Raw genomic sequence first — 18,532 nt, 5'->3', positions numbered from 1 at the left:
TCAGGAAAGGCCCGGCAGGTCCGCGCAGTTGGAGGTGGCCGGCTCGGCGTCGAGCCGGTCGGTCAGCCAGGAGATGGCGTCGCCCTGGTCGGTGAGCAGCGGGGTGAGGTGATTGAGCAGGGCGCTGCCCAGGTCGAGCTGGCCGATCGGCTTGTACGTCACGTCGGCTCCCTCGGCGCACCAGTCGGCGGCGAGCCGCCGGGCCTGGGCGTGCGGGACGAGGTTGTCCTTGGTCCCGGTGGCCACCCGGACCGGCGAGGCCGGCTTCATGGTGCCGATGCGCTGGTCGGCCAGGAAGTTCCGCAGGGCCGGCTCCGAGGCGATGATGTCGCTGAGGGACGAGCCGTCCGTGGTCCACTTCGTGCTGTGCGCGCCGCCGTAGGAGAACAGCGCGTCCCCCACGCACATGGTCGACAGATCCTTCATGGCCGCCCGTCCCGCCGCGTTGAGGTGGGCGTCGGCGATCGGCACCAGCGCCGGGTCGGACTGCAGGAAGCCGTTGACCGACCAGCCCAGCGCGCCCGCGAGTTCGCTGCCGTCGATGGCCTTGGTCACCGCGACCAGGTCGGCCGGCGGGGCGCCCGCGTAGGTGCCGGAGAGGGTGACGTCGGGGGCGTAGGAGGGTTGCAGTTCGGCGGCGGCCGCGGTGGCGCCGCCGCCCTGGCTGTAGCCGAACAGGCCCACGCGTGACGTGGAGGTGATCGACGATCCCGGGAGGGAGCGTGCCGCGCGGACGGCGTCGAGCACGGCGTGGGCCTCGTCGACCCGGTTGACGTAGGTGTGCAGCCGGTCGGTGGTGCCGAGCCCGGCGTAGTCGGTGACGACGACGGCGACGCCCTCGGACAGCAGGCGGTAGGCCGCCAGGTCCTCGTAGCCGATCGACACCGTCTGGCCGTTGAGGAGCAGGGGGTGTTCGAGGCCGAGGGAGGCCGAGCACTGGTCGCCCTGCCCCAGGGTGCCGGGCGCCAGGGCGACCAGCGGCCGGTCGCCGCTGCCCTTCCAGGCGGTGGTCGGTTCGATGTAGGCGCCGGTGACCGCCATCGGGCTGCCGGTGGAGTCCGTCGACTTGTACATCAGCCGGGTCGCCTTCCCCGGCAGCGGCCCGTCGACGCCCGGCAGGCTCAGCGCGAGATGGAGCGGCTCGCTGCGCACGAGTGCGCCGTCGGCCGAGGGCAGGGTGGCGGGCGGGTTGTAGAACTCGGGGATCGTGACGCCGCGGGAGACGACGGCGTCGGTCTGCGACGCCGATGCGGCGGGCACGGCGGTGGCGCCGAGACACGCGGCGGTGGTGACGGCCACGGCGAGGTGGCGTGCGGAAACGGGCATGACGAGCCTCCGGTGCGGGGTGGGAGGCCGAGCCTCGGTCTTCGGCTCGGGCGGCTGATGACCTGGTGGGGCAGGTGCCGACGGCACGAGAGCGCGGTCGTCCCACCGCACCTCGCGCCGTTCTTAGACGAAGTGTCAGGACGGTACCGAGGTCGGTGTTACCGGGGGTAGCCCCGGGAAGGTTACGTTTCAGTAATATGAAGTCGGACGAGCCGTGCGGGTCGCACGTGCCTCCGGGCCGATGATTCGCGGCGGATTCGGGAACCCTCACCGGATCGGACACGCGACCGGGCGAAGGAGGCACCGTGCCGACGCACACGGACGGCGGGAGCGACCCCAGGCGGTGGAAGGCCCTGTGGGTGACCCTGGTGGCGGGGTTCATGAGCCTGCTGGACGTGACGATCGTCGCCGTGGCACTGCCGTCCATGCAGCGGGACCTGCACGCGAGCGCGCCCGCCATCCAGTGGGTGGTCTCCGGCTACGCCCTCGCCTTCGCGCTGGTCCTGGTGACCGCCGGGCGCATCGGCGACGCGGTGGGCAGGCACCGCATCTTCCTGCTGGCCCTCACCGCCTTCGTGCTGTGCAGCGCGGCGGCGGGCGCCGCTCCCACCATCACCTTCCTGGTCGCCGCCCGCATCGCCCAGGGCGTCGCCGCCGGCTGTCTGGCCCCGCAGAACTCCGCACTGATCCAGCAGATGTTCCGCGGAGCCGAACGCGGCCGCGCCTTCGGCCTGTTCGGCGCGACCGTGGGCATCTCCAGCGCCGTCGGCCCCGTCGTCGGCGGCCTCATCCTCGCCCTTGCCGACGGCCCCCAGGGCTGGCGCTGGATCTTCTACGTCAACGTCCCGGTCGGCGCGATCGCCCTGCTGCTCGGCGTCCGGCTGCTGCCCAGGGCGGTCCCCGGGCGCCGCGAACGCCTCGATCTGGGCGGCGTCGCCCTCCTGGGCTGCGGCGTCCTGGCGCTGATGCTGCCGCTGGTGCTGGCCGAGTCCGGCGGCGTACGACACCTGTGGTGGCTGTTCGTCGTGGGCCCCGCGCTCCTGGTGGCCTTCGCCCGGTGGGAACGCCGGGTCGCGGCCCGCGAGGGCCAGCCCCTGCTGGACCCGCGGCTGCTCACCGACACCCGCGGCTACGCCGTCGGTGCCGCCATCGCCACCCTCTACTTCGTCGGCTTCAGCGGGGTGTGGCTGGTCTTCGCCCTCTTCTTCCAGAACGGCCTGGACTACTCGCCGCTGCGGTCAGGCCTGGCGGTGACGCCGTTCGCGCTGGGCTCGGCGCTGGCCGCGGCGGTGGCAGGCCGGCTGGTGGACCGGCTGGGCCGGCTGCTGACCGTCTGCGGACTCGCCGGCGTGGCCCTCGGCCTGGGCGGCACCGCGCTGATCCTGTGGCTGGCACCGAAGGGACTCGCCGCCTGGCTCACCCCGCCCGTTCTGTTCGTCGGTGGCCTGGGCGGCGGCTGTGTCATCTCGCCCAACGTCACCATGACGCTGCGGGAGGTGCCGGTGCGCATGGCGGGCGCGGCCGGCGGCGCCCTGCAGACCGGGCAGCGGCTGGGCGGAGCCGTCGGCACGGCCGCGCTGCCGGGGGTCTTCTACGTCGTCCTGGCCGCCCGGGGGCACGACTACCACCTCGCGGTGGCGACCGCCGTCGGCCTCGGCGTCCTGCCCGTGCTGTGCTCCTTCGCCCTCGCGGTGCACGACTGGCGGCGCGACCGCCGGGGCCAGGACACGCCCTGCCCGCCCGAGGTGTCCCACAGCCATCTGCACGCGGGTCAGGGGTGAGGTCGGGAGAGCGGGCGGCAGTGTCCCGTCGGTCAGACGGGCAGCGCCAGAACGGCACGCACGCGCTTGCCGCCACCGGTGACCGACCTGACGTCCAGCCGCTGTGCCAGGCAGCGCACCATGGCCAGGCCGCGCCCGCTCTCGCCGTCGGCGGTGAAGGGGCGGATGCGGGGCGGGACCGGGTTGTCGTCGTACACCTCGACGGTCACCCGGCCGTCCGTCATCTGCAGGCGCAGGCGGCAGCCGCTCTTGCCGTGCTCGGTGGCGTTGGCGACCAGCTCGGACACGACGAGCTTCACGTCGTCGATCCGCTCGGCCGTGACAGCCGTGACACACGTCGCCCTATGACGGGGATGGGTGAGGAATCTGGAGGTAAGGCCCCGCGCCCGGCCGGCCGACGCGGCCTCGTCGGGCAACAGGTACTCCACTCGCACGGAACGCCGATGGGTACGCTCCTGCGCACGCATCGCGAATCACATCCCCTCCAGGCGCATCCGGTATCCCCGCGGTCTGTCCGCCCACCGGGGCAGCGGCACCTCGCGCGCGGCCGGCCCTGCTCAGTCCTGATGCCCCGAGCGGGAGATCGTCAATCCCTCCCGTCGCACCGCTCTCAACCCCCTTGAACCGGTGCCGAGTTGGCGACCCCCTTCCGGGCGGTGCGCGACGTCCGGTTGCCGTGAATCCGGCCCCGCGCGCGGTCGGCTGCGGCATTCTCGGATCTCCGGGTGCCGCGGGGCGGCCCCGGGAGGAAGGGGAGTGGCCGTGGGGTGGCGCACCGAGGAGTTCGGCGACTCGCACGAGGGCATCGTGGGCGCGGTCCTCGCGGACGGCGGCGAGCCCGCGCCGGTGTACTTCGACATCGGCGGTGGCGGGGCGGGCCGGGAGACCCGCGAGCTGTGGGCCTACGACGGGCGACTCGGCCGGCCCCAGGCGGCCGCCTTCCGTGCCGTCTGCGCGTGCGGCTGGCGGGGCGAGAGCCACACCCTCGACGGGCAGCGGATTCCGGACGATCCCCTGGACGACCTCGACACCTCGGCCGCCTTCGACGACTGGCGCGAGCACATCAGCTCGGTCGAACGGCAGACGGTGCCCCTGCCCGAGGACGTCACCGACCTGATACTGCGGCTCGACGAACGGCTGACCGTCCTCGCCGACCAGGCACCGGTCGCCGCCCTGAAGTCGGTGGCCGCGCTGGAACGCCTGGCCCGCCGCATCGGCCAGGAGGCCGCGTACGCCGCCCGGGCCGACGAACTCGCGCCGGAGGCGATCGGCAGGGCGCTCGGCATCACCCCGGCCGCGGCCGAGGCCCGCCTCTCCCACTACCTTCTGCCGGGCTGACCGGCGCCCCCGCACTGGTGGCGTCCGATGCGCTGTTTCCATACGGTTTCGGCCGTATTGATACGGCGAAGCCATGGTCAAAACTTGTACAGCTGTGCTTGTGCGGTGGTGTGGCGCCACGGATCATTGGCCGAATCTCGCCCCCGGCACAAGCACACAGGAGCGTCCGGTGACCGCTGGCCCCATAGCACCCGAATCAGCCGGCACGTCGGTAGCCGCGCAGACCGAGCGCCAGAAGTTGCGCAAGCACTTCGGCCGCTTCGACATCCTCTTCTTCCTGCTGTGCACGATCGTCGGCGTCGACACCATCGGCACGGTGGCCGCGTCCGGGGCCGAGGCCTTCACCTGGCTCATCGTCCTGGCCGCCGTGTTCTTCGTGCCGTCCGCGCTGCTGACCGCCGAACTCGGCGCCGCCTTTCCCGACGAGGGCGGCCCCTACATCTGGACCAGCCGGGCCTTCGGCCGACTGGCCGGCGCCGTCAACAACTTCCTCTACTGGATCACCAACCCCGTCTGGCTCGGCGGCACCCTCTCCGTCTCGGCCGTCACCGCCTACACCACCTTCTTCAACGACGGCAAAGACCTGAGCACCCCCGCCTTCTACGCCTTCACCCTCGTCTTCGTATGGGTGGGCGTGCTCGCCGCGATCCTCTCCTTCGACATCGGCAAGTGGATCCCCACCATCGGCGCCTGGAGCCGCTTCCTCCTGCTCGGCCTGTTCACCGTCACCGTCGTGATCTACGGCGCCAAGCACGGCCTGCACGGCTTCGGGCTCGGCGACTTCGCGCCGTCGTACGCGGGCTTCGTCGCCCTCGTCCCCGTCCTGATGTTCAACTACGTCGGCTTCGAGCTGCCCAACACCGCCGGCGACGAGATGACCGACGCCCAGAAGGACGTCCCCTTCGCGATCTTCCGCAGCGCCGGCCTCGCCATCGCCCTGTACGCCCTGCCGATCCTCGGCATCCTGCTCGTCCTGCCCGTGAAGGCCATCACGGGCCTCGGCGGGTTCATCGACGCGATCCGCCAGGTCTTCACCGTCTACGGCGGCCATGTCGCCGCCGACGGCACCGCCACCCTCAGCGGAGCCGGCAGCCTGCTCGGCGACCTCGCCGCGATCATGTTCATCCTCACGGTGCTGTCCTCCGGCGTCACCTGGGTCATGGGCTCCGACCGGGCCCTGGCCGTCTCCGGCTACGACGGCGCCGCCCCGCGCTTCCTCGGCGTCATCTCCAGCCGGTTCGGCACCCCGGTCCGCGTCAACATCCTCAGCGGCCTGGTCTCCACCTTCGTGCTGATCCTGGCCCACGAGCTGACCCACGGCAGCGCCGCGAAGCTCTTCGGCGCCGTCCTCGGCCTCGCGGTCTCCACCACCCTCGTCAGCTACCTGGGCATCTTCCCGGCGCTCGCGGTACTGCGCCGCAAGGCCCCGGACGTGCACCGCCCCTACCGGGCGCCCTTCCCGCTCGCGATCAGCGTGGTGCTCACCGCACTCGTGCTGTTCGCCACCCTGCAGCTGGTCGCCCCGGGCGCCGGCGACCACTGGTTCGGCTCCGCCTACGCGCCGGACGGCTGGACGCACGGTGAGCGCCTGCAGTACCTGCTCACGGAGGCCGTCCCGCTCGTCGCGTTCATGCTCCTCGGCGTGCTGTTCTGGGCCCTGGGCAAGCCCACCCGCGACTCCGTCGCCAAGTCCCGGTAGACCGCCGGACTTCCGCGAACTCCTCCTCGCCGCACGGCCCGTCTCCGGAAATTGGTCGTTGTACGGCTCTGGCCCGTATGCGCTACTCGCGGGTATACAGGCCCAGTTGAACCGGTGACGGCCGTACGGGGGGCCATGCCCCGCCGGGACGGCTCCGAGGAGGAGGCACTCCATGATGCGTGACGCGCACCCGGCCGCTGAGCCGCGAAGACGTCGACGGGTGAGGGCGGCCGCGGCGGCGGTCAGCGGCTGTGCCATGGTTCTGGCCGCGGGCACGCCCGCGGTGGCGCACGGCTCACCCGGCGGTCACGAGCGCCAGTACGTGGCCCTGGGCGACTCCTACACCTCGGGACCGCTCATCCCGACCCAGGTGGACGCGAACTGCGCCCGCTCCGACCACAACTACCCCTCCCTGGTGGCGGCGCAGCGGACGACGACCGTGCTCGAGGACGTGAGCTGCGCCGGAGCGACCACCGAGGAGATGTGGAAGCCCCAGGGCACCAACCCGCCCCAACTCGACGCCCTGGACCGGGACACCGACCTGGTGACGGTCCAGATAGGCGGCAACGACGTCGGGTTCGGCTCCATCATCGCCACCTGCGCCCAGCTCGCCTCGCAGGACCTGGCGGGCAACCCGTGCCAGACCCACTACACGGCCTCCGGCGTCGACGAGCTGACCCTGGCCGTCCTGAGAACGGCACCCAAGGTCGCCCAGGTGCTGCGGGCCGTCCACCACCGGGCACCGCACGCGCGCGTGGTCGTCGTCGGCTACCCCGACCTGCTGCCCGACGACGGCAGCGGCTGCTATCCCTCGGTGCCGTTCGCCACCAAGGACTTCCCCTACCTGCGCGACACCGAGAAGCGCCTCAATCTGATGCTGCGTCTGACGGCCGCGCTCAACCGCGCCGAATACGTGGACACCTACGGACCCACGCGCGGCCACGACATGTGCAAGGCGCCTGCCGACCGCTGGATCGAGCCGCTGCGGCCGGCCTCACCCGCGGCCCCCGCCCACCCCAACGCCAAGGGCGAGGCCGCCATGGCGCAGGCGGTCCTCGACCGGCTGGAGAGCGGGCGAGGCCACTGAGGCACCGCGACGGCGGTCGCGCCGGTCGCCGAGGCGTCCGCCCCGTGTGCACGGCCGAGTTGGGGGCATTCGGACCTCACATCCCGCGGGGGACTCCACCGGTCGAAAGGACGCACATCATGCTGGCCATCGTCTCGGCGATCCTGTTCTTCATCGCCTTCCTCATCAACGCCGCTGACATCTCGACGAACGACACCTTCACGTCCACCAACGTGATGCTGATCGGCCTCACCGTGCTCGCCCTGCACCTGGCGGGCGTCGGCAGCGGCTGGAACGTGCGGGGCCGCAGACGCTGACCCGCGTCGCGGAGGGGCCGTCGTCAGGAGGTGGCGCTGCGGATGCGGGCCAGCAAGGCCCGCATCCGCTCGCGGTCCTCGTCGTCGAGCCCCGCCGTCGCCTCCGCGAGGGCGAGGCGGTCGACCTCCTCGGCCTCGCGGTGGCAACGCAGTCCCTCGTCGGTCAGCCGCAGCAGGAACGCGCGGCGGTCATGGGGGTGGCGTACGCGCTCGACCAGACCGTCGCGCTCCAGCGTGTCGACGATGCTGGTCGTGGTCCGCGCCGCCACGCCCGTCATCTCGCTCAAGTCCCTCATGCGCAAGGGCTGTTCCGCGCGGGCGAGCATTCGCATGGTGCGCAGGCGGGCGACGGACGCCCCGCCGGTCCGCAGCCGCGCCTCCACGAAGTTGCGCAGCTGGTGGGTCGTCTCGTAGAGCTCGTCGATCAAGATGTCGCTGCTGCCCTGCACTGCCATGCCGTTCCCCGTTCCACGCCGAGCCGGAAAACCCAATTCTATGAGCACTCACATAGTGAGTATGCTCAGCATGTGCTGTCGTTCCCCCGCCGAACCCGTCCGTCCGCCCTGTCCCTCCACCTGGACCAGCGTCTCGTCGTCCCCGTGATGTGCGTCAGCGTGACGTTCATCGCCATCGTCGACGGAGCGATCACCACGGTGGCGCTTCCCTCCATCGCCCGCCAGTTCCGGCTCACCACCGCCGCCCTGGACGGCGTGGTCGTGGTCTACCCGGTCTGCCTGGCCATGGCCATCCCGGCCTCCGCCTGGCTGGTCGAACGCTTCGGCGCCAAACCCGTCCTGCTCACCGCGCTCACCGCGTTCCTCGGCTCCTCACTCCTGTGCGGTGCGGCCGCCGACCTGTCCCAGCTCGTCGCCGCCCGCGCCGTCCAGGGCCTGTCCGCCGGCGTGCTCTTCCCGGCGTCGGCCGCCCTGCTCTACTCCACGTTCAGCTCCGCCGAACAGGTGCGTATAGCCCGCTACATGATCGTCCCGCAGCAGATGGCCCCGGCCGCCGCTCCCGTCCTGGGCGGACTGCTGGTGGACCACCTGTCCTGGCGCTGGGTGTTCTACGTCAACCTGCCGGTGGGACTGCCCGCCGTGCTGTTCGGGGCGCTGTGCCTCGCCGGGCACCGCGGCCACCGGCCGCCCCGCTTCGACCTGCCAGGTCTGCTGCTGAGCGCCGCGGCGCTCGGGACCACGATGTTCGGCGTCTGCGAGGGCCCCAACCGCGGCTGGTCCTCCACGGTCGTGGTCACGGCCCTGGTCTCCGGCGCGGTCCTGCTCGTGGCCGCCGCCGTCCACCAACTGCGCACCCGCACACCCCTGCTGAAGCTGCGCCTGTTCGCGAACCGGCTGTTCCGGGACACCAACCTGATCAACCTCGTCGGCCTGGTCCCGATCCTCGGCGCGATGTTCCTCGGCCCGCTCTTCCTCCAGGAGGCGCAGGGCCGCACGGCCCTGGAGTCCGGCACCAGCACCTTCCCCGAGGCCTTCGGTGTCCTGCTCACCGTCCAGGTCGCCGGCATCCTCTACGCCCGGGTCGGGCCCCGTGTCATCGTCGGCTGCGGACTGACCGGCGTCACCCTGGTCCTGCTGCTCTTCGCCACCTGCGACGAGCACACCGGCCTGTGGACCTTCCGCGCCTACATGTTCCTCCTCGGCATCGCCATGGGCGGGGTCTTCATGCCCACGACGGTCGCCTCGCTCGCCACCGTCGACCGGCGCGACCTGGCACAGGCCTCCACGCTCAACACCGTCGTACGACAGACCGGAGGCGCCCTGGCTCCGGCCATGGTGACCACGGCCCTGGTCCTGAACACCCCCGCGTCCGCAGCCGCGCACCCGCCCGTCAGCGCCTACCAGCACGCCTACCTGGTGCTGGCCGCCATCGCGGCGGTGACCGCCGTCTTCGCCTTCACCATGCCGGACGGCCCGGCCCGCGCGGCCGCGGGCGGCACCACCACCGTCTCGAGGCGGTCGGTGCCCCTGCGGTCCCGTGGGGCACGCACACGCTGACACCGGTCCGCCCGAGAGCGTCGACGCGGCCCGTACGGCCTCGTACGGGCCGGACGCCGTGCGCTGCGTATCGTGTCCGCGTGTCAGCCTCCCGTCTGCGTCGCGTCGCCGTCCTCGTGCTCGAAGGAGCCAAGCCGCTGGACGTCGGCATCCCGGCGCAGGTGTTCACGACGCGCGCGAGCATGCCGTACGAGGTGCGGTTGTGCGGCGCGGCGCCCGGCCTGGTCACCGGCGGCGACGGGCTGTCCTACCACGTCGCCCACGGCCTGGAGGCGCTGGAGTGGGCGGACATCGTCTTCGTCCCCGGCTACCGCTTCCCGGACCGCGAGGACCCGCCGCGAACCGTGGTCGAGGCGCTGCGTTCCGCCCACGCCCGGGGCGCCAGGCTGGCCGCGATCTCGACGGGTGCCTTCGCGCTCGCGGCCACGGGCCTGCTCGACGGCCGACGGGCCACCACCCACTGGCACTACACACGCGCCCTGGCGGCCAGGCATCCGCTCGTTCGGGTCGACGAGAACGTGCTGTTCGTGGACGAGGGCAGTGTGCTGACCTCGGCCGGTGCGGCCTCCGGCATCGACCTGTGCCTGCACATCCTGCGCGGCGACCTCGGAGTCGCCGCGTCCAACCACGCCGCCCGCCGCCTGGTCGCGGCCCCCTACCGCAGCGGCGGTCAGGCGCAGTACGTGCCGCGCAGTGTGCCCGAACCTCTGGGGGAGCGGTTCGCCGCCACCCGGGAGTGGGCGCTGCACCATCTCGACGAGCCGCTCACGCTGGAGACACTGGCACGGCAGGCGGCGGTCTCGCCGCGCACGTTCTCGCGCCGCTTCGTGGAGGAGACCGGGTACACGCCCATGCAGTGGGTGATGCGGGCCCGGATCGACATGGCCCGCGAACTGCTGGAGCGTTCGGAGCGCAGCGTCGAGCAGATCGCCGCCGACGTCGGCCTGGGCACCGGCGCGAACCTGCGGCTGCACTTCCACCGCATCCTGGGCACGACACCCACCGAGTACCGGCGCACCTTCGCCCAGGGCGAGTAGCCAGGTACCGGACACGCAGGCGACACGCCAGCGCGTTGCGGTGTCCTCGCACCTCGGCGCCTTGGCGCGATCCTTTTGAACCATGGCGATCGCGCCACTGTCCGCGGTCGGCACGGCGAGCGAACCTGGTGGCGAACGAAAGGGACACAGCTGATGACTCGCATCGCCATCAACGGATTCGGCCGCATCGGACGCAATGTGCTGCGCGCGCTGCTCGAGCGCGACAGCGGCCTGGAGGTCGTCGCCGTCAACGACCTCACGGAACCCGCCTCGCTGGCGCGGCTGCTCGCCTACGACTCGACGGCCGGCCGGCTCGGCCGCCCGGTGACCGTCGACGGAAACGCCCTCGTCGTCGACGGCCGTCGCATCACGGTGCTCGCCGAACGCGAACCGGCCGAGCTGCCGTGGGCCGAACTGGGCGTGGACATCGTGCTGGAGGCCACCGGCCGGTTCACCTCGGCCAAGGCCGCGCGTGCCCACCTGGACGCGGGCGCGAAGAAGGTCCTCGTGAGCGCCCCGTCGGACGGCGCCGACGTCACGCTCGCGTACGGGGTCAACACCGACGCGTACGACCCGGCCGTGCACACGATCGTCTCCAACGCCTCCTGCACCACCAACGCACTGGCGCCGCTGGCGGCGGTGCTCGACGAACTCGCCGGCATCGAGCACGGTTTCATGACGACCGTGCACGCCTACACGCAGGAGCAGAACCTGCAGGACGGCCCGCACCGTGACGCGCGCCGGGCCCGGGCGGCCGGTGTCAACATCGTGCCGACCACCACGGGCGCCGCGAAGGCGATCGGCCTCGTGCTGCCGAGCCTGGACGGCAAGCTGTCGGGCGACTCGATCCGCGTGCCCGTTCCGGTGGGCTCGATCGTCGAGCTCAACACCACGGTCGCGCGCGAGGTGACGCGCGAGGACGTGCTGGCCGCGTACCGCACCGCGGCCGAGGGCCCGCTCGCCGGCATCCTCGAGTACTCCGAGGACCCGCTCGTCTCCTCCGACATCACGGGCAACCCGGCGTCGTCGATCTTCGACTCGGCCCTCACCCGGGTCGACGGCCGTCATGTGAAGGTCGTCGCCTGGTACGACAACGAGTGGGGCTTCTCCAACCGCGTGATCGACACCCTCGAGCTCCTGGCCGGCTGACACGCAGTTGTTTCCACCCCGGTGGCCCGAGACGCGCTCGCGTCTCGGGCCACCGGGGCGCTCGGCGACCCGCTCACGCCGAACACCTCACGCCCGGCGGACCGCGCCACGTCGTCCAGGGCCGGCCGTGTCTCATCCGACCGCGCCGAGATCGGCTGTCAGCCAGTGCTCCGGCCGCATACGGACCACGACGTGATCGGCGAGTTCCGCCTCCGCCCAGGTCGCGAAGGTGTCGAGGGCCTCTCCGGACAGATACCGGCCGGCCATCTCCCGGTGCAGTGCGCCGCTTCCCTCCGCCACTTCGGCGACCGGCCCCTCGACCGACACGTACCGGGTGGTCGGCGACGTGCGCTGGACCAGCAGGCTGAAGCGACCCGCCGCCCTGATCAGCCGCATCTTCCGGGAGTTCGCCCCGGTGAGGATCCACGGCAGCCCGCCGGGCTCGTACGCGTACCAGATCGGGACCAGCAGCGGTCCGCGGTCGTCGCCGGCCGCGACGCCCAGGGCGGCGACATGCGGCTCGGCCAGAAAGCCTTCACGTTCCTCGCGTGACAGTGCCATACCCCGACCCTAGGCGGGGCCACTGACAACGGGCACGGCGACGGTTCACGACCCGGGTGAGAACAGTTCGCCGAAGTACGTGCCCTCGGCCCAGCGCCTGAGGGCGGTGCCGTCGAGCAGACGGGTGTTGCCCTGGCGCCGGGCCCACTGGACGTCCCGCGCCCGGAAGCTGCCCCGGTGCACGATCAGCTGCAGAGGTTTCTGCCCGTTCCCGCGATGGTGGTGCGGATGCGGCGGATCCTCGTCGGGCAGGGGTTCGGCCACCGGGCGGAACACCACCTCCAGTTGGCGGCCGCCGCGGTCCTGGGCGCATAAGCGGGGCCGGTCCGGGGCCGGCAGCAGGCGTACCCGCCACCCGTCCCGGCGCAGCATGCGCGCGACGGCCAACGCCAGCCCCTGGGTGTCGAGTTCGAAAAGCTCGTCCGGTGTGTAGTAGCCCAGGCGGCGCCGCATTCCGGGGCGTCTGCGCCGTACCGTCACCGCGGTGATCAGAAGCAGGAGGACGACTCCGGCGAGGGGCACGCCGACTCCGGCGGCGCGGTAGCCCGCGGCGAGCACGGCCGCCAGCGCGCACACCGCCACGACGACCACCGCGAGAGCGGGAAGCACGTCGCGGAATGTCGGCCCGGACGTGCTGGATCGGCGCGCCACAGTGCCAGCCCCCTCAACACCGCCTGCTTGCAACCGTGTTGAAGAGATACCCAGCGGGCGACCGGTTGTTCGATCCCGTGGAGCCATTCGGCCACACGCGCGGGCGCACGGAAGCACGGGCAGGGGGACGGAAAGGCCCGCGCTCCCCCTCGGGGGCGCGGGCCGCGGAGCCGTGAGGGCCGTCAGCAGGCTCCTTCGTCCTGCCACGGGCCCCAGTCGGTGGCGGTCGGCGTCTCGTTCTGCGTCCACCACTTGGCCTTCCAGTTGTGGTGGTTGTACGAGGCCTCGTCACCGGCGGTGTAGACGGCGGTCGAACTCCAGGCGGTCTTGCACCCCGTCGGCGTGGGAGTGGGGGTGGGCGTCGGAGTGGGGGTGGTGGACGGCGGGGTGGCACCGGCGAACCGGACCGAGTACTTGGCGAAATCCCAGGAGTTCTGGGCCACGCTGGAGCAGGTGCCCGAGGTCCGCCCGCCGTTGTCGACCGGCGTGCACTGGCGGTCGCGGTTGAGGGACCAGAAGGTGAACCGGTCCATGTTGTGACTGGTGGCGTAGTCCAGGACGGTCTGGAAGTCGGCCTGGGAGAAGATCTCGCCGGAGTCGCTGCGTCCGTTCATCCCGGAGAAGCCCTCGTGGGCGTAGGCCGTCGCCTGGTCCCAGCCGAACGTCGACTGGAGGATGGCGTTGAAGTTGGTCAGCGCGCTGGTCTGCGAGGCCGCTCCGTTGAAGCCGCCGTCGAACGGCATGATGGAGAAGTTGTTGGGCGTGAAGCCCTGCGACTTGGCCTCCAGCAGCATCTGCTTGCCGAACCAGCCCGTGCCGTCGGCCGTGCCGGCCGTGGTGACGGAGACGTACAGGCCGGGGTTGTTCTGCTGGAGTATCTTGGCGGCCCCGATCTCGTTCTTGATCGCCGCGGTGTTCTCGTACTCCGGCTCCTCCAGGTCGAAGTCGATGGCGTGGAGGCCGTACTTGGTGATGACCTGCTGGTACGCGGCGGCGGTGGCCGCCGCGTCCGCGCACGTCTGCCCGAGCTTGGTGCCGCCGTAACCGCCGACGGAGATCGACACGTCGCCGCCCTTGCCGCGGATGGTGTCGATGACGGACTGCACGGCGGTGTCGGAGGAGACCGGGGCGGTGCCGCCCCAAGTGGGTGAGCAGCCACCGCCGTTGGGGGCGAGCACGAAGGCGAGCTGGAAGGCCTTGAGGCCGGTCGCGTCCATGATGGCGGCCGGGTCCGGCGGGTCGTTGTCGAGGGGCATCAGATAGGGGGCGGCCGCGTACCAGCGGTTGCTGAGCGCTGTGGTCGCGCCCGAGGCGTTGCCCGCCACGAGCGCCGTGGCTCCAGCGGCGGTGAGCCCGACGGCAGCGGCTGCGCCGAGACATGCGCGAAGACGTCTCACGGTGTGCCTCCGGTGGGGTGGGGGAAGAGCCCAAGCTTCGTGCCGCCGCACGGCTCGCGTCCATGCTTCGGTCTAGACCAAACCTCTTTTTGGTCTAGACCATACGAGCTCTTTGCGTGTCCGTCACACCCGCCTGACGGCCACGCTCGCGCGAAGTGCCCTGGGGATCTCGGCGACCTCGTCCACGACGTCGAGAAGTCGGTCCAGGTCCGCGGCGGAGGCCGCCGAGTCCAGCGTCACCGAGTAACCGACGCCGGTCGAGGTCCAGTTGCCGGAGTCGAACCCTCCGGAGGCGGTGACGCGTACGCCGTCGAGGGTGATCCCCAGGCCGGCCGCCTCGCGGTACAGGTCGTTGAGCACACAGCCCGCGGCCGCCAGATGCAGCAGGTGCGCCCCGGTGAAGTCGGCCTCGACGGTGACGCCCTCGGGTGTCCAGAGATGCGGGAAGCGCACCGCGTGCTCGTCGTCGGAGCGCAGGCTCCCGGCACTGACCACGACGCCGAATCCGTCAGCCATGAGCGGTCCTTCAGTGGGCGGCGGACGGCGGTCCCGGCGGAACGCCGCTGCAGGCCATTGAAACAGCCCGTGCCGAGGCTCGCAGGCCCGTGCGCCGGGCGTGAGGGGACGCGGGCGGGACGCCGCGCACCCCGGTGCGCTCTACGTCCGCGGCCCCCTCGGGCGGGACGATGCCTGAGCTCGCAACACGACGAGAGGGGTGGGGCATGGCTGTGGTGCTGTCGATGAGGTGGGCGGGGGTCACACCGGAGCAGTACGACATGGTGCGGGACGCGGTCGGCTGGGAGGAGACCGCGCCGACCGGCGCCGAACTGCACATCGCCTGGTTCGACGCGGCGGGGCTGCACGTGGTGGACGTGTGGGAGTCCGAGCAGGCATTCCAGGCCTTCTTCGCCGAACGGCTCGCCTCGGCAGTGGAGAAGGCGGGCATCGTGGGCGAACCCGAGAGCGAGTTCGCCCCGCTGCACAGGCGTTTCGTCGCTCCGGGAGTGACCGGCGCCGCCTGACGTCTCGTGCCCTTGCTCCGGGGTGGACGGTCGCCCGCCCCGGAGCGAGCGAAAGTATCGATGCGGTCCCGGTGTCCAGGCCTTGCCCCGGAAGCGCCGTGATGCGCTCGGTGGCCTGCTCAGACGGTGTTCGGCAGTCGATCTCGCGGCCTCCGGGGACGTGCGAAAGCCCGGGTATGCTTTCGTCACCTCCCGGCAGGGCGAGGGGTGACACCATGACGGGCTTCACCGGGCGGAGGGGACGGGTAGGGGCGACGTGCCGGACGACCGATCGGAAGCACTCTCCACTCGAGGGACCGAAGAGCCGAGCGCGGGTCGTGAAGGGCCGGCGGCCGTCACCATCGCCTACATCGCCGAGTCCGCCGGCGTCTCCGTCCCCACCGTCTCCAAGGTCCTCAACGGCCGGTCCGGCGTCTCGGACGAGACCCGGGCCCGCGTCGAGGAACTGATCCACCGGTACGGATACCGCAAGCCGCCGAAGAACCGCAGCAATCTGGTGGAGTTGGTCTTCCGCGAGCTGGAGAGCATGTGGGCCGTGGAGATCATCCGCGGCGTCGAGCGGGTGGCCCGCCGCAACAAGGTCGGCGTGCTGGTCTCGGAGTTCGGCCTCCAGGACCGGCCGGCCAGGACCATCGACGACACCCTGGGGCGGCGCCCGCAGTGCGTGCTGTCGGTGGCGCAGCTGTCGGAGGGGGAGCGGGAACAGCTCAGGGCGAAGGGCATCCCGTTCGTCGTCTTCGACCCGAACGAGGACCTTCCCGACGACGTGCCGTTCGTCGGAGCCACCAACTGGAGGGGCGGCCAGGCCGCGACCCGGCACCTGATCGAACTGGGGCACCGGCGCATCGCCATGATCACCGGCCCCGACCATCCGTTCTGCCTGGCCCGGAACGCCGGCTACACCTCGGCACTCACCGAAGCCGGCCTTTCGCCGGACCCGGACCTGATGGTCAAAACGCTCCTCACCCGGGAGGACGGCCGCACCGCGGCCCGTGACCTGCTCTCCCGGGCCGATCGCCCGACCGCCGTCTTCACGGCCAACGACATGCAGGCCCTCGGCGTCTACCAGGCCGCCCGCGAGCTCGGCCTGCGCATCCCGGACGATCTGAGCGTGGTGGGCTTCGACGACGTACCGGCCGTGGCCTGGGTGGACCCGCCGCTGACCACGGTCCACCAGCCGCTCGCCGAGATGGCGGTCGCCGCCACCGAACTGGCGCTGGCGCTGGGCCGCGGGGAGGACGTGCCCCAGGTCGGCGTCGAGATCGCGACCACACTCACCGTCCGCGAGAGCACGGCCCCGCCGAAGAGCTGACCGAGCACCCCGGGTGCCGCACAGACGGCACCCGGGGCTGTGGTCAGGCGACGGTGCCGGTCACCGAACCGCCGGACCTCGTCACGTGGTACGTGACGGTGGTTCCGCTCCAGAAATGGAAGGTGAGCGTCGCCTGCGCACCGTCGCGCAGGGCGTTGAGGTAGTCGGCGGTCAGGGTGATGGCGTTGCCCGGGTAGTCGGGCGAGAAGGCCACGTCGTACTCCTGGTACGGCGTCCAGCTGGTGTTGCCTGCGTTGCTGCCGTCGGCGTATGTGGACTCCATGGTCGCCAGCAGGTCACCGTTGAACCGGGCGGGGACGGTGAGTCCGCCGGTGGTGCCGTTCGCGTTCGACAGCACCGGTTTGTCGTACGTGGTCACGTGGATCTTCCAGGGCAGGCCGGCCGAGAACCTGGCCTCGACGGTCGCGTTGGTCCCGTAGGCCCGGTTGCCGGCCAGCCGGGTCAGTGCCGAGGCCGTCAGGGTGAGCTGGTCGCCGGAGACGGTGTAGTCCCTGCCCTGGGCGAGTTTCGTGCCGCCCTGCCAAATTCCCCTGAAGGTCAGGCCGTTGGGGTTCAGAGTCAGTGTCCTGGCCGTGATCGCCTCCGACTTCGCCAGGAACACGCGGTCCGAGGAGGCGGTGCCCGAGCGGGTGGTCCAGGCCGACTTGATCTGGTTGATCAGGTCGGGGTCGCGCCACTGCAGGGTGGTGCGGTTCAGGAAGTTGAAGGCGTCCCACAGGGCCGTGGTCACTCCGGTGGTGCGGGCCTCGTGTCCGAGCATCTCGAAGTACTTGAGTGCCTCGCCCTGTTCGACGCGCGGGGGGTGGTTGAAGTCGGGGTAGCCGAGAAGGCCGTACTCGCCCATGTAGACCGGGATTCCCTTGGCGATCAGGGTGTTGCCGATCGCCGTGAAGGTGTCGGTCATGTCCTTCTGCGAGGTGGCGTCGAACCGCGTGCCGCCGGCGATGTTGACGCTGAAGGGATACCAGCCGTAATAGTGCACCGTGGCCACGAGGTTGGGGTCGTTCAGCGAGCCGATCTCCTGGACCAGCGGGTCCATGCGCTCCTGGGACGGCGTGCAACCCAGGCTGGGCAGCATCAGCAGTCGGGTCGCGTTGTTGCCGCCGGACTGGCGCACCACCGTGTGGAACGTGGTGTTGAGTTCGTCGAGGTACTGGCTGCCCTGGGTGTCGGTGGTGTTGTTGAACTGCGGTTCGTTGACGCTCTCGAACAGCAGGGTCTGCGGGGAGTCCTTGAACTCGGCGGCGATCTGGGTCCAGGTGGCCTTGAAGCGGGCCAGGACGTTGTCGTGGTCGGTCGGCATCGAGGAGATCCACTGCCACGAGTCGTGATGGACGTTGATCACCACGTAGAGACCGTCGGACAGGGCCCAGTCGGCGACCTGCCTGACGCGGTTCAGCCATGTCGCGTCGATTGTGTAGGGGGCGGTGGAGGACTGGTGGCCGCTCCAGGTGACGGGGAGGCGGACGCTGCGGAAGCCCTGGGCCTTGATGGTGTCGAACAGGGCCTTCGTGGCCGGTGGATTGCCCCAGGAGGTCTCGTCCGGGATGGCGTCCAGGGTGTTGCCGAGGTTCCAGCTGGGCTGCATCGCCGCGACGACGCCCTTCGGGCCGAGTGCCCGTGCGGTGGCCGCCGCGGAGGTGCCCGCGTGGCCCGGTGCGGCGAGCGCGGTGGTTCCGGTCAGCCCGATCGCGGCGACCAGCGCCAGGAGCAGACCGAGCACACGGCCTGGTCCGCGTCTGCGGTGACCGGGGTGTTTCGTTCCCTTCATCTCCGACCTTTCTCTGTTGGCCGAGCGGAGTTCCGCCCGTGGGGGGATGGTGAGGACAGGGGGTCGAGTAAG

Annotated in this window: 18 protein-coding genes; 10 read left to right on the top strand and 8 right to left on the bottom strand. The window is 71.3% G+C overall.

Annotation, left to right across the window (positions count from 1 at the left end; translation table 11 throughout):
* On the bottom strand, window positions 1-1,326 hold the full coding sequence (locus tag ACIGDI_RS20985) for an alpha/beta fold hydrolase (protein ID WP_399898575.1): 1,326 nt from the start codon (window positions 1,324-1,326) through the stop codon (window positions 1-3).
* 305 nt (window positions 1,327-1,631) lie between these two features.
* Between ACIGDI_RS20985 and ACIGDI_RS20980 the strand changes: the two genes are divergently transcribed.
* Window positions 1,632-3,107 carry an MFS transporter gene (locus ACIGDI_RS20980; protein ID WP_399898573.1) on the top strand — a complete coding sequence of 492 codons (1,476 nt, stop codon included), beginning with the start codon at window positions 1,632-1,634 and terminating at the stop codon, window positions 3,105-3,107.
* Between the two features lie 32 nt (window positions 3,108-3,139).
* On the opposite strand, the gene ACIGDI_RS20975 is transcribed toward ACIGDI_RS20980, so the two are convergent.
* Window positions 3,140-3,574, bottom strand: coding sequence for an ATP-binding protein (locus tag ACIGDI_RS20975; RefSeq protein ID WP_390627443.1), 435 nt, complete (start codon window positions 3,572-3,574; stop codon window positions 3,140-3,142).
* Between the two features lie 295 nt (window positions 3,575-3,869).
* Between ACIGDI_RS20975 and ACIGDI_RS20970 the strand changes: the two genes are divergently transcribed.
* From ACIGDI_RS20970 to ACIGDI_RS20955, 4 genes are all read left to right on the top strand, one after another.
* Window positions 3,870-4,445, top strand: coding sequence for a hypothetical protein (locus ACIGDI_RS20970; RefSeq protein WP_399898571.1), 576 nt, complete (start codon window positions 3,870-3,872; stop codon window positions 4,443-4,445).
* Between the two features lie 169 nt (window positions 4,446-4,614).
* Window positions 4,615-6,144 (top strand): APC family permease, encoded by a 1,530-nt coding sequence (locus tag ACIGDI_RS20965; protein ID WP_399898569.1) that lies wholly within the window; start codon window positions 4,615-4,617, stop codon window positions 6,142-6,144.
* 175 nt (window positions 6,145-6,319) lie between these two features.
* Complete coding sequence (locus ACIGDI_RS20960; RefSeq protein WP_399898907.1) at window positions 6,320-7,231, top strand: SGNH/GDSL hydrolase family protein; 912 nt, start codon at window positions 6,320-6,322, stop codon at window positions 7,229-7,231.
* Between the two features lie 119 nt (window positions 7,232-7,350).
* Window positions 7,351-7,527, top strand: coding sequence for a hypothetical protein (locus tag ACIGDI_RS20955; RefSeq protein ID WP_200700281.1), 177 nt, complete (start codon window positions 7,351-7,353; stop codon window positions 7,525-7,527).
* Window positions 7,528-7,550: 23 nt separating this feature from the next.
* On the opposite strand, the gene ACIGDI_RS20950 is transcribed toward ACIGDI_RS20955, so the two are convergent.
* On the bottom strand, window positions 7,551-7,982 hold the full coding sequence (locus ACIGDI_RS20950) for a MarR family winged helix-turn-helix transcriptional regulator (protein ID WP_272178353.1): 432 nt from the start codon (window positions 7,980-7,982) through the stop codon (window positions 7,551-7,553).
* Between the two features lie 147 nt (window positions 7,983-8,129).
* On the opposite strand from ACIGDI_RS20950, the gene ACIGDI_RS20945 reads away from it, so the two are divergent.
* The 3 genes from ACIGDI_RS20945 (at window position 8,130) to gap (ending at window position 11,725) form a co-directional block, all read left to right on the top strand.
* On the top strand, window positions 8,130-9,539 hold the full coding sequence (locus ACIGDI_RS20945) for a DHA2 family efflux MFS transporter permease subunit (RefSeq protein ID WP_399898904.1): 1,410 nt from the start codon (window positions 8,130-8,132) through the stop codon (window positions 9,537-9,539).
* An 80-nt stretch (window positions 9,540-9,619) separates the two neighbouring features.
* Complete coding sequence (locus ACIGDI_RS20940) at window positions 9,620-10,576, top strand: GlxA family transcriptional regulator (RefSeq protein WP_200700279.1); 957 nt, start codon at window positions 9,620-9,622, stop codon at window positions 10,574-10,576.
* Window positions 10,577-10,729: 153 nt separating this feature from the next.
* Entirely contained in the window at window positions 10,730-11,725 is a 996-nt protein-coding gene (gap, locus tag ACIGDI_RS20935) for a type I glyceraldehyde-3-phosphate dehydrogenase (RefSeq protein WP_399898566.1), read from the top strand.
* Window positions 11,726-11,857: 132 nt separating this feature from the next.
* Here gap and ACIGDI_RS20930 read toward each other — a convergent pair whose 3' ends face one another.
* The 4 genes from ACIGDI_RS20930 to ACIGDI_RS20915 all read right to left on the bottom strand — a co-directional run bounded on the left by ACIGDI_RS20930 (window position 11,858) and on the right by ACIGDI_RS20915 (window position 14,850).
* Window positions 11,858-12,286 (bottom strand): pyridoxamine 5'-phosphate oxidase family protein, encoded by a 429-nt coding sequence (locus ACIGDI_RS20930; protein ID WP_200700277.1) that lies wholly within the window; start codon window positions 12,284-12,286, stop codon window positions 11,858-11,860.
* Window positions 12,287-12,331: 45 nt separating this feature from the next.
* Window positions 12,332-12,895: a hypothetical protein gene (locus tag ACIGDI_RS20925; RefSeq protein WP_399898563.1), complete on the bottom strand. Its 564-nt coding sequence runs from the start codon at window positions 12,893-12,895 to the stop codon at window positions 12,332-12,334.
* A 224-nt stretch (window positions 12,896-13,119) separates the two neighbouring features.
* Complete coding sequence (locus ACIGDI_RS20920; protein ID WP_399898561.1) at window positions 13,120-14,334, bottom strand: carbohydrate-binding protein; 1,215 nt, start codon at window positions 14,332-14,334, stop codon at window positions 13,120-13,122.
* Between the two features lie 123 nt (window positions 14,335-14,457).
* Window positions 14,458-14,850, bottom strand: coding sequence for an OsmC family protein (locus ACIGDI_RS20915; RefSeq protein ID WP_399898559.1), 393 nt, complete (start codon window positions 14,848-14,850; stop codon window positions 14,458-14,460).
* 206 nt (window positions 14,851-15,056) lie between these two features.
* Between ACIGDI_RS20915 and ACIGDI_RS20910 the strand changes: the two genes are divergently transcribed.
* On the top strand, window positions 15,057-15,356 hold the full coding sequence (locus tag ACIGDI_RS20910) for a hypothetical protein (RefSeq protein ID WP_399898557.1): 300 nt from the start codon (window positions 15,057-15,059) through the stop codon (window positions 15,354-15,356).
* 256 nt (window positions 15,357-15,612) lie between these two features.
* Window positions 15,613-16,668, top strand: a complete 1,056-nt coding sequence (locus ACIGDI_RS20905) for a LacI family DNA-binding transcriptional regulator (RefSeq protein WP_399898555.1) — start codon at window positions 15,613-15,615, stop codon at window positions 16,666-16,668.
* 43 nt (window positions 16,669-16,711) lie between these two features.
* Here the strand turns inward: ACIGDI_RS20905 and ACIGDI_RS20900 are convergent, their stop codons facing one another.
* On the bottom strand, window positions 16,712-18,460 hold the full coding sequence (locus ACIGDI_RS20900) for a cellulase family glycosylhydrolase (RefSeq protein WP_399898553.1): 1,749 nt from the start codon (window positions 18,458-18,460) through the stop codon (window positions 16,712-16,714).
* Between the last annotated feature and the right edge of the window lie 72 nt (window positions 18,461-18,532).

Origin of the sequence: Streptomyces sp. NPDC085900, assembly GCF_044540925.1 — a bacterium.
Classification (GTDB): Bacteria; Actinomycetota; Actinomycetes; order Streptomycetales; family Streptomycetaceae; genus Streptomyces; species Streptomyces gilvifuscus.
Note: the sequence above shows the minus strand (reverse complement) of the source record. Positions and strands in the feature narration are given on the sequence as shown.